The 13,466-nt window shown below is 66.1% G+C and carries 12 protein-coding genes and 1 pseudogene; 8 read left to right on the top strand and 5 right to left on the bottom strand.

Annotated features, from left to right (window positions below):
• The first annotated feature begins 98 nt into the window (after positions 1-98).
• Positions 99-1,907, top strand: coding sequence for a serine/threonine-protein kinase (locus tag ACYU8W_RS11275; RefSeq protein WP_499469124.1), 1,809 nt, complete (start codon positions 99-101; stop codon positions 1,905-1,907).
• A 4-nt stretch (positions 1,908-1,911) separates the two neighbouring features.
• Here the strand turns inward: ACYU8W_RS11275 and ilvD are convergent, their stop codons facing one another.
• Positions 1,912-3,768: a dihydroxy-acid dehydratase gene (ilvD, locus tag ACYU8W_RS11270; protein WP_499469122.1), complete on the bottom strand. Its 1,857-nt coding sequence runs from the start codon at positions 3,766-3,768 to the stop codon at positions 1,912-1,914.
• 218 nt (positions 3,769-3,986) lie between these two features.
• On the opposite strand from ilvD, the gene ACYU8W_RS11265 reads away from it, so the two are divergent.
• Entirely contained in the window at positions 3,987-4,502 is a 516-nt protein-coding gene (locus ACYU8W_RS11265; RefSeq protein ID WP_129626781.1) for a DoxX family protein, read from the top strand.
• Positions 4,503-4,884: 382 nt separating this feature from the next.
• Here the strand turns inward: ACYU8W_RS11265 and ACYU8W_RS11260 are convergent, their stop codons facing one another.
• On the bottom strand, positions 4,885-5,415 hold the full coding sequence (locus tag ACYU8W_RS11260; protein WP_370447363.1) for an NUDIX hydrolase family protein: 531 nt from the start codon (positions 5,413-5,415) through the stop codon (positions 4,885-4,887).
• A gap of 184 nt (positions 5,416-5,599) precedes the next feature.
• On the bottom strand, positions 5,600-6,271 hold the full coding sequence (locus tag ACYU8W_RS11255; protein WP_499469119.1) for a GOLPH3/VPS74 family protein: 672 nt from the start codon (positions 6,269-6,271) through the stop codon (positions 5,600-5,602).
• A gap of 120 nt (positions 6,272-6,391) precedes the next feature.
• Between ACYU8W_RS11255 and ACYU8W_RS11250 the strand changes: the two genes are divergently transcribed.
• Positions 6,392-8,767, top strand: a complete 2,376-nt coding sequence (locus ACYU8W_RS11250; RefSeq protein ID WP_499469117.1) for an ATP-binding cassette domain-containing protein — start codon at positions 6,392-6,394, stop codon at positions 8,765-8,767.
• A gap of 27 nt (positions 8,768-8,794) precedes the next feature.
• Here the strand turns inward: ACYU8W_RS11250 and ACYU8W_RS11245 are convergent, their stop codons facing one another.
• Positions 8,795-9,502, bottom strand: coding sequence for a hypothetical protein (locus tag ACYU8W_RS11245; protein WP_499469115.1), 708 nt, complete (start codon positions 9,500-9,502; stop codon positions 8,795-8,797).
• Between the two features lie 120 nt (positions 9,503-9,622).
• Between ACYU8W_RS11245 and ACYU8W_RS11240 the strand changes: the two genes are divergently transcribed.
• From ACYU8W_RS11240 to ACYU8W_RS11225, 4 genes are all read left to right on the top strand, one after another.
• A complete protein-coding gene (locus ACYU8W_RS11240) occupies positions 9,623-9,826 on the top strand; it encodes a hypothetical protein (RefSeq protein ID WP_499469113.1) in 204 nt (67 codons plus the stop codon).
• Positions 9,827-9,941: 115 nt separating this feature from the next.
• Positions 9,942-10,361, top strand: a complete 420-nt coding sequence (locus tag ACYU8W_RS11235; protein ID WP_499469111.1) for a YciI family protein — start codon at positions 9,942-9,944, stop codon at positions 10,359-10,361.
• Positions 10,307-10,567 carry a sigma factor gene (locus ACYU8W_RS11230; protein WP_499469109.1) on the top strand — a complete coding sequence of 87 codons (261 nt, stop codon included), beginning with the start codon at positions 10,307-10,309 and terminating at the stop codon, positions 10,565-10,567. Before ACYU8W_RS11235 ends, ACYU8W_RS11230 begins: the two co-directional genes overlap by 55 nt.
• Before the next feature lie 453 nt (positions 10,568-11,020).
• Complete coding sequence (locus tag ACYU8W_RS11225) at positions 11,021-11,437, top strand: hypothetical protein (protein WP_129626769.1); 417 nt, start codon at positions 11,021-11,023, stop codon at positions 11,435-11,437.
• A 151-nt stretch (positions 11,438-11,588) separates the two neighbouring features.
• Here ACYU8W_RS11225 and ACYU8W_RS11220 read toward each other — a convergent pair.
• Positions 11,589-12,806, bottom strand: a pseudogene (locus tag ACYU8W_RS11220) (ISL3 family transposase); the annotation flags it as partial.
• A gap of 339 nt (positions 12,807-13,145) precedes the next feature.
• Here ACYU8W_RS11220 and ACYU8W_RS11215 point away from each other — a divergent pair.
• Positions 13,146-13,466: IS110 family transposase (locus tag ACYU8W_RS11215; RefSeq protein ID WP_499469107.1), on the top strand; the 321-nt coding region annotated here is incomplete at its 3' end.

Below are 13,466 nucleotides of genomic sequence, written 5' to 3'. Positions count from 1 at the left end.
TCACGCACGCCTGGCAGTCGGACGCACCAAGCCTGCAGGGACACAATCGTGATGGACCATGATCGAGGCCGAACGGATGCGGCGGCTACGGTTGGACGGTGCGCGGATCCAAGGGGGACCGCAGACAGGGGGAGGGCACGAGGATGGCCGGCGATCGCGTCGGAACGACCTTCGGCCCATATCGCATCGACGATCTCATCGGACGTGGCGGTATGGGCGAGGTCTACCGCGCCTACGACACGGTCAAGGACCGCGAGGTCGCCTTGAAACTCCTGCCGCGTGAGCTCGCGAAGGACGCGAGTTACCGGGAACGCTTCCAGCGCGAGGCCAGGGTCGCTGCGCGCCTGCAGGAACCGCACGTGATCCCGATCCACGACTTCGGTGAGATCGACGACATTCTGTTCATGGACATGCGCCTGGTGCGTGGCAAGGACCTGCGCGCGGTGTTGCGCCGGCCCGACCACATGGACGTGACCTTCGCCGTCGAAGTGGCCCGACAGGTCGCGGACGCGCTGGAGGCGGCCCATACCGACGGCTTGGTGCACCGCGACGTCAAGCCGGAGAACATCCTGTTGTTGCCTTCGGGCTTCGCCTATCTGGCCGACTTCGGTATCGCCAGTCGCAGTGACGAGGTTCGATTGACCTCCACGGGCACCGCGATCGGATCCTTCGCCTACATGGCTCCCGAGCGTTTCCAGGACGAGCCTGTCGGCCCGGCGACCGACATTTACTCACTCGGCTGCGTGCTCTACGAGTGCCTCGCCGGAGAGCCGCCATTCCCGCGGTCGTCCGTGCCGTCGATGATCCAGGCGCACCTGAACGACGCACCACGCCGGCTGACCTCCGTCAGGGGTGACGTCCCACCCGCCCTGGAGAAGGTCATCGCGCGGGCGATGGCCAAGGATCCGGCCCAGCGGTTCGGCAGCGCGCACGAGTTCGGGCGTGCCGCCACGGCAGCCTTGGAGGCGTCCGGACAAACGGCGAGGTCGGCCGGTGCAGGGGTGGCTGCTGCCGGAACGGCGACAGCGAAGCTGCCCAAACGCTCGCCCGCTGCCCTGACCGGAGGAGCCCCGACAGGAACGTCCCGTCCCCACTCGGGCCCCGCCTTCACACCGCGGCGTCCGACCGGCACCCACTCCCGCACCACCAACCCACCCCCCGCCGAGCGACCGGGCCGCAAGCTGGGCCCCGCGGCCGCGCTGTGGGCTGTGCTCGCCGCGCTCGCACTCGTCGCTGCGTTCGCGGCCTGGCAGGTCTGGGGCCAGGACGACGGCACGGGTGCCCTCGGAGCAGACACCCCCGATCGCTCGTCGCCGAGTTCGGGAACCACCAGCTCAACAGGTCCGAGCAGTACGTCGAGCCTGTCGACCTCGCCGTCGAGCCCGACATCGACCAGTACCTCGGTGAGCACCCGATCGGACGGCAAGATCACGACCGTGACGGTCACGCAGACCGGCTCCTCGACCACCACCACGTCCGCGAGCACGCAAGCGTCGAGCAGGGAACCCACGACGTCGACAAGTACCGACACGTCGACGTCCACACCGACCAGCCCGACCAGCCCGACCATTGCGCCAGGTGCGGGGTACGACTCGCAGGGCTGGACCGGCCATTCGGAGGTGCGCTGTTCGGGCGGCGATCGGGCGGTACTCGTGGCCTCCTCGGACTCCTCGTTGGTGACTATCTGCGAGGCCCCGTCGGGCAGCCGTTACTACCTCGGGCTGCGACCTGACCAGACTGAGAAGCCGAACAACCTTCGAGTCGCGAACCCGGTGCGTGAAAGCGACGGCTGGCGAGCCAACTCCGGCGGCTATGTCTACAAAGTCACGCCGTCGATGCTGTACATCTCGAACAGCTCCGGCACCTTGCGGGACGAGGCGATCTCCACTTACGTGGAGCCGTCCTGATCGATCAGACTCGTCGAATCTGACCCAGGTCGCGCACCGCACCGTACGACGCCGACGTCGCCAACGCGGCATACGCCTTGAGGGCCTTCGAGACGACGCGGTCACGGTTCACCGGCTGCCATGGGTGCTCGGAGGCTTCCATCTTGGCGCGGCGATCGGCCAGCGTCGCTTCGTCGACCTCCAGCGACAGGGTGCGTGTCCGGACGTCGATGAGAATTTCGTCGCCGTCCTCGACCAGGCCGATCAGACCGCCCTGGGCTGCTTCGGGCGAGACGTGTCCGACCGAGATGCCCGAGGAGCCGCCGGAGAACCGGCCGTCGGTGATGAGCGCGCACTTCTTGCCCATGCCGGTGCCCTTGAGGAAGGCGGTCGGGTGCAGCATCTCTTGCATGCCCGGGCCACCGGCCGGTCCCTCGTAGCGGACGACGATCACGTCACCCTCCGTGACGCGCTTGGACAGGATCGCATCGACCGCGTCCTCCTGGCTCTCGACGACGAGCGCCGGGCCACGGAAGGTCCACAGGTCCTCGTCGATACCGGCGGTCTTGATGACTGCGCCGTCCTCGGCGAGGTTGCCGTGCAGCACGGCGAGGCCGCCGTCCTTGGTGTACGCATGCTCGACCGAGCGGATGCACCCGTTCTCAGCGTCGGTGTCCAGGCTGCTCCACTTGTTGTCGGTGGAGAACGCCTCGGTGGTGCGCACCCCGCCCGGTGCGGCGTGGAACAGGTCGACCGCTGTCTGCGACGGGCTCTCGGCGCGGATGTCCCACTCGGAGATCCATGCTTCCAAGGAGGGGGAGTGGACGCTGTGCACGTTCTCGTTGAGCATCCCACCCCGGAACAGTTCACCCATGATCGCCGAGATTCCGCCTGCGCGGTGTACGTCTTCCATGTGGTAGTCGGAGTTCGGCGCGACCTTGCTCAAGCAGGGCACCCGACGGCTGACCGCGTCAATGTCCTCGAGGCCGAACGGCACCTCGCCCTCCTGGACGGCAGCGAGAATGTGCAGCACGGTGTTCGTCGAACCACCCATGGCCACGTCCAGTGCCATCGCGTTCTCGAACGCTTCCTTGGTCGCGATCGAGCGCGGCAGCACCGAGTCGTCGTCCTGCTCGTACCAACGCTTGGCGAGGTCGACCACCACGCGTCCGGCTTCCTCGAACAGCGCCCGGCGCGCCTGGTGGGTGGCCAGGGTCGAACCGTTGCCCGGCAGCGAAAGTCCCAGCGCCTCGGTGAGGCAGTTCATCGAGTTGGCCGTGAACATGCCCGAGCACGATCCACAGGTCGGGCAGGCCGACAACTCAACCTTCGCCAGGCCCTCGTCGTCGACGTCCTGGGACGCGGACGCGGAGATCGCGGTGATGAGGTCGGTCGGCGCCTGGGCGACGCCATCGACGACGACCGCCTTGCCGGCCTCCATCGGACCGCCCGACACGAACACGGTCGGGATGTTCAGGCGCATCGCGGCGTTCAGCATGCCCGGAGTGATCTTGTCGCAGTTGGAGATACAGACCAGTGCGTCGGCGGCGTGGCCGTTCACCATGTACTCGACCGCGTCGGCGATCACCTCACGGGACGGCAGGGAGTACAGCATCCCGCCATGGCCCATCGCGATGCCGTCGTCGACGGCGATGGTGTGGAACTCGCGGGCGACTCCGCCGGCCGCCTTCACCTGTTCGGCGACGATGTCGCCCATGTTCTTCAGGTGGACGTGGCCGGGTACGAACTGGGTGTAAGAATTGGCGATCGCGACGATCGGTTTGCCGAAGTCGGTGTCGCCCATGCCGGTGGCGCGCCAGAGTGCGCGAGCACCTGCGGCGTTGCGACCGTGGGTGGTGACGCGGGAACGCAGTTCGGGCATGATCGACTCCTTTCGTTCACCGGCGCCGTTGTGCACCGATGATCATCCCAATCATCGCATCGCGCACCGCGTGAAGCACCGAGCGTCCATGAATCGAACGTTCGGTCCAGGATACGGACGGACGAACGGACAGCTTCGGACGCCCTCGAAATCCCCGCGAGACAGCGTTGCTGACTAGCGTTGACGCAGGAAAATCGACTTCGACGAAAGGTGCCCTGATGGCGCTCGTACGCATGCTGGCCCGCCCGCTTCTTGCCGCCCCGTTCATCTTCGGTGGCTTCAACCAGTTGCGCTCCAGCGGCCAGCTCGCCCCCAAGGCCGCGCCGGTCACCGACCGTTTGGCTGCGCCGCTGAAGCTACCGACCAACGACCCCAACACCCTGGTGAAGGCGAACGGTGCCGCGATGGTCGCCGGCGGAATCCTGCTCGCGACGGGCAAGGCGCCCCGCGTCGCCTCGACGCTGCTGTCGGGTCTGCTGATCCCGACCACGCTCGCCGGGCACGCCTTCTGGGAGGCCGACACCGAGCAGGAGAAGCGCCGCCACCTCGTCTCCTTCGTGACCAACCTCGGCCTGCTCGGTGGTCTGATCACCGCTGCGGTCGACACTGCGGGCAAGCCGGGTCTGCCCTACCGCGCCGGCATGGCCAAGAACGCCATCGGCCGCGCTGCACACACGACCGCGCTCGAGGCACGCCTGGCGGCAGCCAACGCGCAGAACAAGCTGCCGGTCTGATCCGGTCGAGAAGGACGCGTCGACGGCTGTCGGCGCGTCCTTTCTCATTTCCGTGACCGGGTCGACCGGACACAAATCTGCGTCGAGGTGACATTCCCGAGGTGTAGGAACAAACTCTCGGGAGGACACCATGAACGACATCGACGAACTCGCCGAGCCGAGCGTCGATGTGGCACTTCACCGCTGCTGACGGCACTGCGCGATCACGTCGGGCACCACTGCGTCGGCATTGACCGGGGTCCACGCCTCGCTGGGCACCCATTCGCTCCCACACGAGCGGCACGCGAACAGCGGCTCACCGTTGAGCTGCTGTTGCGTTGTGTCCCAATCACATTCGCTGCGACAGGGTTCGATGCGCAGGTCCGCCACGATCGTGGTCGGCTCAGACCGGGAAGCCCAGATGGGCGAGCGCCTGTCGCAGCAGCACTCCGTGGCCGCCACTCATCTCCTCGCTGCGTGACAACTCCATCGCCTCGTCCGGGTTCAGCCACGCGAGGTCCAGGGCGTCCGCACTCGGTGCGCAGTCGCCCATCACGACGACGACGTGCGCCATCGACACCGCGTGCTGCCTCGGGTCGTGGAACGGAGTCACACCGGGCGTGGGGAAGTACTCGGCGATCGCGAACGGCTGCGGCGAGATCGGCACCTGTGGGAGTGCCATCGGGCCGAGGTCCTTGTCAATGTGGCGCAGGATCGCGTCCCGGATCCGCTCGTGGTAGAGCACCCGACCGGACACCAGTTCCCGCTTGATCCGACCTTCGGACGTACCACGCAGCAGCAGACCCACCTGCGTGACGACAGACCGTTCGTCCACCCGGACCGGCACCAAGTCGAGGTAGAGGATCGGCAGGCGTTCGCGCGCGTCCCGGAGTTCCTCACGGGAGAGCCAGGCGCCGCTGGTGTCGGTGTCCATCTCGCTCATGCCGTCATTGTGTCAGCGCGCTCCGGTGGCAGGGCGGTCGCGTCGCGGTGAGCTGACAATGCCGGCAGGGCCGGCGGAGCGGGTCGGTCTTTCGCCGAGGCGAAGTAGGCGGAGACCCGCGATCGGCGGATCGCGAAGATCCTCGGTGAGCTCGGCTTGACCTGTCGGCGACCGATCAGCTGCTTCCGCTCACCACCACGGGGATGATCACCGCGGTCATCATCGCGGTGTTGAGGGCCTGGATCGCGCGCGATACAGCGTCACCGCCAGGGTCCCCGGCTGCTACCTGCTCGATACGGGCCTTCAGGTCGCGCTTGCCCAGGCCGCCGGACTCCTGCTCGAGCACCTTGTGGGCGACGTCCAGGCCCTGCAGGATCGACAGCAGCGTTGCGTCCTGCGAGGTCGCTGCAGCGCTGCCCGACAGCACAGCGGCCGGACGTGTTCGAGTCTCCTGCTCGGGTTGCGGGTTGAGCACCGGGTAGCGCTCCGGGACGAAGCCCAGTGCCTTCTTCTCGACGACCTCGACCACCCCGTTCGCGGCAAGTCGTTGCACGACAAGGCTTTCCGGGTTCAGCTTGCGGTCACTGATCAGGGACGAGAGCTTCTTGCCGTTGTGCTTGTCAGCGATTCTGGCCAGTCCGTGGTCGACCACGGGGTCGCCGGTGGGGGAGCCGTCCACCATCGTGAGACGCGGCTGCTTCTCCTTGGTGACGTCGATCTTCCCGGCGCGGATGAGATCGGACAACATGGCGCCCACCAGGCCGTAGCCGCGTTGCGTACCCATCCCCTCGAGCTTGCCGTCGTCCTTCGTCAGCAGCATGAACAGTTGATCAGTCGTCGGCATCATGTCTTCGACCCTATGAAATCTGCCCACCGATGTGGCCGGACGGGGATGACCGCCGGGCGGACCTCTGCTTGGATCGTGGACGGTCGCGGACTCGCGCGGCCGGCGACAGACGGAGCTGCGATGACACCGCCGAAGTCCACGACACCCGCCGCGGATTCCCACGAGATGATCCGCGTGCAAGGCGCTCGCGAGAACAACCTCAAGGGTTTCGACGTCGACATCGCCAAGCGGCGCCTGACGGTCTTCACCGGTGTCTCCGGTTCCGGCAAGAGCTCACTCGTGTTCGGCACGATCGCCGCCGAGTCGCAGCGGATGATCAACGAGACCTACTCGACCTTCGTCCAGGGGTTCATGCCGACGCTGTCGCGCCCCGAGGTCGACCGGCTCGAGGGGCTGACGACCGCGATCGTCGTCGGGCAGGACCGGATGGGCGCGAACCCGCGCTCGACCGTCGGCACCGTCACGGACGCGAACGCGATGCTTCGGATGCTGTTCAGCCGTCTCGGCGACCCGCACGTCGGCGGACCCAACGCGTACTCGTTCAATGTGCCGACCGTGAAGGCGAGCGGGGCGATCACCGTCGAGCGCGGCGCGAAGACGATCGCCGAGAAAGCGACGTTCAACCGGCTCGGCGGCATGTGCCCGCGCTGTGAGGGACGTGGCTCGGTGTCCGACGTCGATCTCACCGCGCTGTACGACGAGGAACTGTCGCTGCAGGACGGCGCACTGAAGATCCCGGGCTACTCGATGGACGGCTGGTACGGCCGCATCTTCGGCGGGTCCGGCTTCTTCCCGATGGACAAGCCGATCAAGAAGTTCACCAAACGCCAGTTGCACGACCTGCTCCACAAGGAGCCGACGAAGATCAAGGTCGACGGGATCAACCTCACCTACGAAGGCGTGATCCCCAAGATCCAGAAGTCGATGCTGTCCAAGGACGTCGAGGCGCTGCAACCACACATCCGCGCGTTCGTCGAACGAGCCATCACCTTCCAGACCTGCCCCGAGTGCGACGGCACGCGCCTGACGCCCGAGGCCCGCTCGTCCACGATCAAGGGCATCAACATCGCCGACGCGTGCTCGATGCAGATCAGCGATCTCGCCGAGTGGGTCCGTGCACTGGACGAGCCGTCGGTCAAGCCCCTTCTCGCCGGGCTGCAGCACCTGCTCGATTCCTTCGTCGGGATCGGCCTCGGTTATCTCGCGCTGGAGAGACCGTCGGGCACCCTGTCCGGCGGTGAGTCGCAGCGCACGAAGATGATCCGGCACCTCGGTTCGTCGCTCACCGACGTCACGTACGTCTTCGACGAGCCTTCGATCGGCCTGCACCCGCACGACATCGACCGGATGAACGATCTCCTGATCCAGTTGCGCGACAAGGGAAACACCGTGCTGGTGGTCGAGCACAAGCCGGAGATGATCGCGATTGCCGACGAGGTCGTCGACCTCGGTCCCAAAGCGGGGACGGACGGCGGGGAGATCGTCTTTCAGGGCACGTTGGACGAATTGCGCAAGGCCGACACACTCACAGGCAAGCACCTGGACGACCGGGCTTCGATCAAGGAGTCGGTGCGCGACCCCGACGGTGCACTCGAGATCCGTGGAGCCTCCACCAACAACCTGCAGGACGTGGACGTCGACGTACCGCTCGGCGTGCTCGTTGCGGTCACCGGAGTCGCAGGTTCGGGCAAGAGCTCGCTCATTCACGGGTCGTTGGAAGGACGCGACGACGTCGTATCGATCGACCAGGGTGCGATCAAGGGTTCACGCCGCAGCAACCCCGCCACCTACACGGGACTGCTCGATCCGATCCGCAAGACCTTCGCGAAGGTGAACGGGGTGAAACCCGCTCTGTTCAGTGCGAATTCGGAGGGCGCCTGCCCGGTCTGCAACGGCGCCGGCGTCATCTACACAGAGCTGGGCTTCATGGACACCGTGACCACCGTGTGCGAGGAGTGCGAAGGCAAGCGCTTCCAGGCGGCGGTGCTGGAGTACAAGGTCGACGGGAAGGACATCAGCGAGGTACTCGCGATGTCGGTCGAAGAAGCCGAGGAGTACTTCGCCGACGGTGAGGCCAAAACGCCTGCGGCACATAAGATCCTGCAGCGACTGGCCGATGTCGGACTGGGCTACCTCACGCTCGGCCAGCCGCTCACGACACTGTCGGGTGGTGAACGCCAGCGGATCAAGCTCGCCACGCACCTGGGGGAGAAGGGCGGGATCTACGTCCTGGACGAACCGACCACCGGCCTGCACCTGGCCGACGTCGAGAATCTCCTGGGCCTGCTCGACCGCCTGGTCGATTCCGGCAAGTCGGTCATCGTGATCGAGCACCATCAGGCGGTGATGGCGCATGCCGACTGGATCATCGATCTGGGTCCGGGAGCCGGTCAGGACGGCGGCAAGATCGTGTTCGAAGGGACGCCCGCCGAGTTGGTGAAGAAGAAGTCGACCCTGACAGGCAAGCACCTCGCCGCGTACGTCGGATCGAAGTAGCCCCCCTACACCCGTGGTCAAGGGCGGTCAGAAACCGCCGATGTCGCCGCCGCCCATGTCGTCACCGAAGTCGGCGCCCCCGAAACCGTCGTCCATGCCCTGACCCATTCCGGGGTCCTCCGCGAAACCCTGGTCCGCTGCGCCGGGGTCGCCGGCGTCCGCGCCCGGATCTCCGGCCGCCTCGTCCGCGCCGCCGTTGTCTGCGAAACCGTCGCCGAAGCCGTTCCCGTCGAACATCTCCTGCGCGATCGCGGTGCCGATGAACGCGCCGGCGATGCTGCCCATGAGTGAGCCGCCGATCATCGCGCCCATGCCCATTCCGCCCATTCCGCGCCCCATACCGCCGCCGAACATGCTGCGCATCGCGCCGGGCCGCTGCATCTCCATGCGGGTCGCGCTGCGGGCAAGTGTCTTGGGGGAGTCGTCCTGGGGAGGCTGACCGGGGGCGGCCTCGGCCAGCTGCTGCAACACCTGACGTCGCTGATCCGGAGTCAGCTGCGCGAACGCCTGCTCGTGCGCGGCTTCGATCTGGTCCGGGGGAGCGGTGCGCAACAGATACTCGTACCGCTCGACCGCCTGATCATCCGACATCTGCTGCTGCCCGCCCGGCGGCTGTCCACCCTGGAATACGCCTTGCTGGCCGGGCGGCGGACCGGCGTCCTGAGCGCCGAACCCACCCGACTGCTGGTGGGGTTGCTGACTGGTGCGGCCGAGAAGCCGATCGAGAATTCCCATGGGTCGACGCTAGGGCCGAACCGTCACGTCGATAGGTCGTACGCAACGGCAGTTTTTCCCGGACGCGAGACCACCCCTTCGGTGCCCTGGCCCGGTCCGCATCGCCGGTACGTTCGAGGGATGACTGATCCCATCGCAGGACCCGGCCGTTCCCGAGGTCGCTTTTCCGCGTTCCCGTTCCCGCGCTACTCCCGCCGCACCAAGCGCGGCACCAACGTCTCCGTCGGTGGCTGCTGCCTGCCGATCCCGATCGGATGCATGACCCTCACCACGGCCGCCGCCGTCGGTGCCTACGCATTGCGCAAGGGCTCCGGCCTGGGCTGATCCGACCACTCTCGGCAGACTCTCCCGCGAGGCCATGTCGAGAACGACACGGTGGCTCCGTCTCCTTGATGTCAGCGGCCCAGAACGGGCCGATACGTCACGAAGGGAAAGTCTGATGGCCAAGTACCTGCTCCTGAAGCACTACCGATCGACCGGCAAACCCGCGGAGGTCGTCCCCGAGATCCCGATGGACGACTGGTCGGCCGACGAGGTCGACGCACACATGCAGTACATGAACGGTTTCGCCGACCGGCTGGAGAAGTCCGGTGAGTTCGTCGACGGTCAGGCATTGTCGATGGCTGGCGCGTGGGTGCGTCACGACGGCGAAGGCAAGCCGCCGGTCACCGACGGGCCCTTCGCCGAGACCAAGGACCTGATCGCCGGCTGGATGATCATCGACGTCGAGACCTGGGACCGAGCCGTCGAACTGGCCGGTGAACTGTCGGCGGCCCCTGGCAAGGACGGAAAGCCGATCCACGAATGGCTGGAAGTCCGACCGTTTCTCGGCGTGGACGCGCCGACCATCGCCGACTGACTGTGCCTGACCTGTTCGATGCTGCTGCACTGCGAAGTCACATCCCCGCAGTGATCGGCGTCCTCGTCCGCCGCGGAGCCGACTTCGCGACGGCCGAGGACGTCGTCCAGGAAGCATTGCTCGAGGCACCCCGGACGTGGCCGCGGCAGGCCCCGCGGGTCACTCACCCCCTGATTGGCGATAGCACTGGATCATTCAGCCGATGACGTAAACCGCTGCGTCAGCGACGGCGTTTCGTGCTTCAGTCCGCTTGACTCACTCGGTCACCGTTGAGTTGACCGTAGCGGGATGCTAGCCCGCGTGTCGGTGTACGTCGGTGGCCACGTGCGGTTTGACCTGCAGGCGTTCCCACATGGATGGGTATACGGACTGGCAGAGTAAGAGTGTCGCTACCCACGAGCTTGGTCACGCCCTAGGACTGGCCGATCACTACTCGACCTACATCTACGACGTGATATGGGGATACACCGACTCCCGCAAGGCGTCTGTGCCGTATACCCATGACAAGGCCACCTACTACTCGCTCTGGGGATGATGAGATGAACATTCAACGCACCACCCTCGTGATCGCCCTTGCTGCGGCCACGTCGCTCACCGCCTCCGCCTGTTCCCAGGGCTCTGGCGAAGATCAGGCATCCGGACCTACAAAGACAGCTCACTTGAGTCACAGTTTCGACGTCACGGATCAGAGGGCAGTCGCAGGATGGAGCGACCGCATCTTCGTCGGCACGGTCGAGGCCAAAACCGGTAGCAAGTCCAGGGTCAAGGACCTTCCGGCCGGCCAGTGGAAGGTCCGAGTGAAGGAAACCATTAAGGGGCCACAGCTTCAGGTCCAGACCGTTTCGCAGACGGGTGGCAAGGACGCGGATGGCACAGTGATCCTGATGGACGGCGACCCCATCCTGGTGAAGGGGAAGACCTACATCTTCGCGGGCCGGTACGACCCCCGCACAGACACCGTGGTCGTCGTGTCCAAGTACGGGGACGTCCCCGTCTCCGATGTCGCCGACACCAAGGTGAATGCCATGAAGGCATCGGCGAAGAACCCCAAGGCGGTTCACAAGCCGGCGATCTAGACATCTTCAGCCTGTGATGCCGAGGGGGTTGATGTCTCGGCATCACAGGCTTGTGTCAGGTCTAGGGACCTCTTTTGAACGAAGTACAGGTTGGACGTCGATCACTTCGCCAGTGATCCGGGGTCGGATCCTGCCCGGGGCCTGCTCGTAGACTGCCGCGTAGGTGCTCGAGCCGACCATTGATCGCCTCGGTGGGTCCGTTGCTGGTGCCGGGCCGGTCGAAGAACGCGAGCACGTCGGCCGCGCGCTTGATCAGCGTTCTTCCCAGGGTGATGACCTCGGCCAACGGTTTCGGCACGCCGGTACTGATCGAGTCGATCAGCTCGGTCATGAGCTTCTTCCCGGTAGCCCGGTCCGGGTGCCGGTACGCCGCGATCATCCGTTGATAGATGCCCCAGGTGCACTCGACCTGAACGTGCTCATCGACAGCGAACAGTGCGGTGAGGCGTTCGTGTTGCCGGTCGGTGAGCAGGCCCGCGCCAGTGTGCAGGGTGCGCCGTGCCCGGTACAGCGGATCCGTGGTGCGGCCACGGTGCCCGTGCAGTTCTTGCTGGACCCGCCGGCGGCACCTATCCAGGGCGTCACCGGCCAACCGGACAACATGGAACGGGTCCATCACCGTGGCCGCAGCCGGGATCTCCTCAGCGGCAGCGGTTTTGAAGCCGGTGAACCCATCCATCGCGACGACCTCCACAGCGTCACGCCATTGGGCGGATCGGTCGGCCAGCCAGGTCTTGAAGACCTGCTTGGACCGTCCGGGAACCATGTCCAACAGGCGTGCTGGTCCGGTGCCGTCCCGGATCGGCGTGAGGTCGATGATCACGGTGACGTATTTGTCGCCGCGGCGGGTGTGCCGCCACACGTGCTCGTCCACGCCGATCGCGGTGACGCCGTCGAACCGGCCCGGGTCGTCGATCAACACCCGGTGCCCCTCGGCGAGGACGGCGTCGTTGGCGGTGTCCCATGCAACGGCGAGGGCTTCGGCGACCCGGGCGATCGTGAGGTGCTGACACACGATCGCGGTCAATGCCCACCGCACGGGCCGGCGGGACAGGCGTGCCCGTGGTTCGGCCGCCGCGGAGCAGTCCTGCCGCCATACATGCCCACATTCTCGGCACCGGTACCGGCGCAGAGTGATGGCCAGCGTCGTGGGTCGCCACCCCAACGGTTCATGAGCCAGCCACCGCACGACGGTGTCACGCGGTGCGCCTTCGCATCCGCACCGGTGGCACCACGCATCATCGTCGACGACGCGGCACGCCAACACGGCCCGCTCGGGTTCAACGCCTTGCCCCGTCACGACCAGGCCGAGCTCATCCAAGCCGCAGAAGGTCGTCAGGTCAGGGGTAGTGAAGGTAGCGTCGTACATGTCGAGGTCTTCCAGATGGGCAGCGTCAGAACTTCCATCATCGGGAGACCTCGACCCTCACCCGAACAACGACGCGCTACCAACCCCTACACGTTGATACTTGAAGGGCACTGAGTGGCATGACCCGACGCCTACACTGACGGGCTCCTTGAGGGTCCTGTCTTCCGAGGGATCTGTCTGCTGCTCGGAGCAAGCAGGAGTAGTGGGGTGCCGACCGAACCAGCCATGACCTGATAGGAGCGTGACCCGCCGATTCAGCCCGGTTTCGTCAACGTGTTGTCTGACCGGTCCGGCCGACGCCTTCCATGGTGAACCGTTGGAAGGAAAGGGCACAACCTGATGAATCAGCTAGTCGTCATCGCGGGTGTCGACACACACAAGGACACTCATCACGCCGCGGTGATCACCGCGACAGGTCAGCACCTGGGTGCTGCGCAGTTCCCGACCACTACGGCCGGCTATCGAGCTTTGGCTGCCTTCATTGCCGGGTTCGGGACGGTGGCCAAGGTGGGTGTCGAGGGCACCGGATCCTACGGCGCGGGTCTGGCCCGATATCTGAGCTCTGCTGGGGTGCCAGTGCTGGAGGTCTTGCGCCCAAGTCGGCAGATCCGCCGGATGCGTGGCAAGTCCGACGAGATCGATGCCTACGCCGCCGCGGAG

This window comes from Yimella radicis (assembly GCF_054778255.1).
This window is presented reverse-complemented; position numbering and strand designations above follow the sequence as displayed.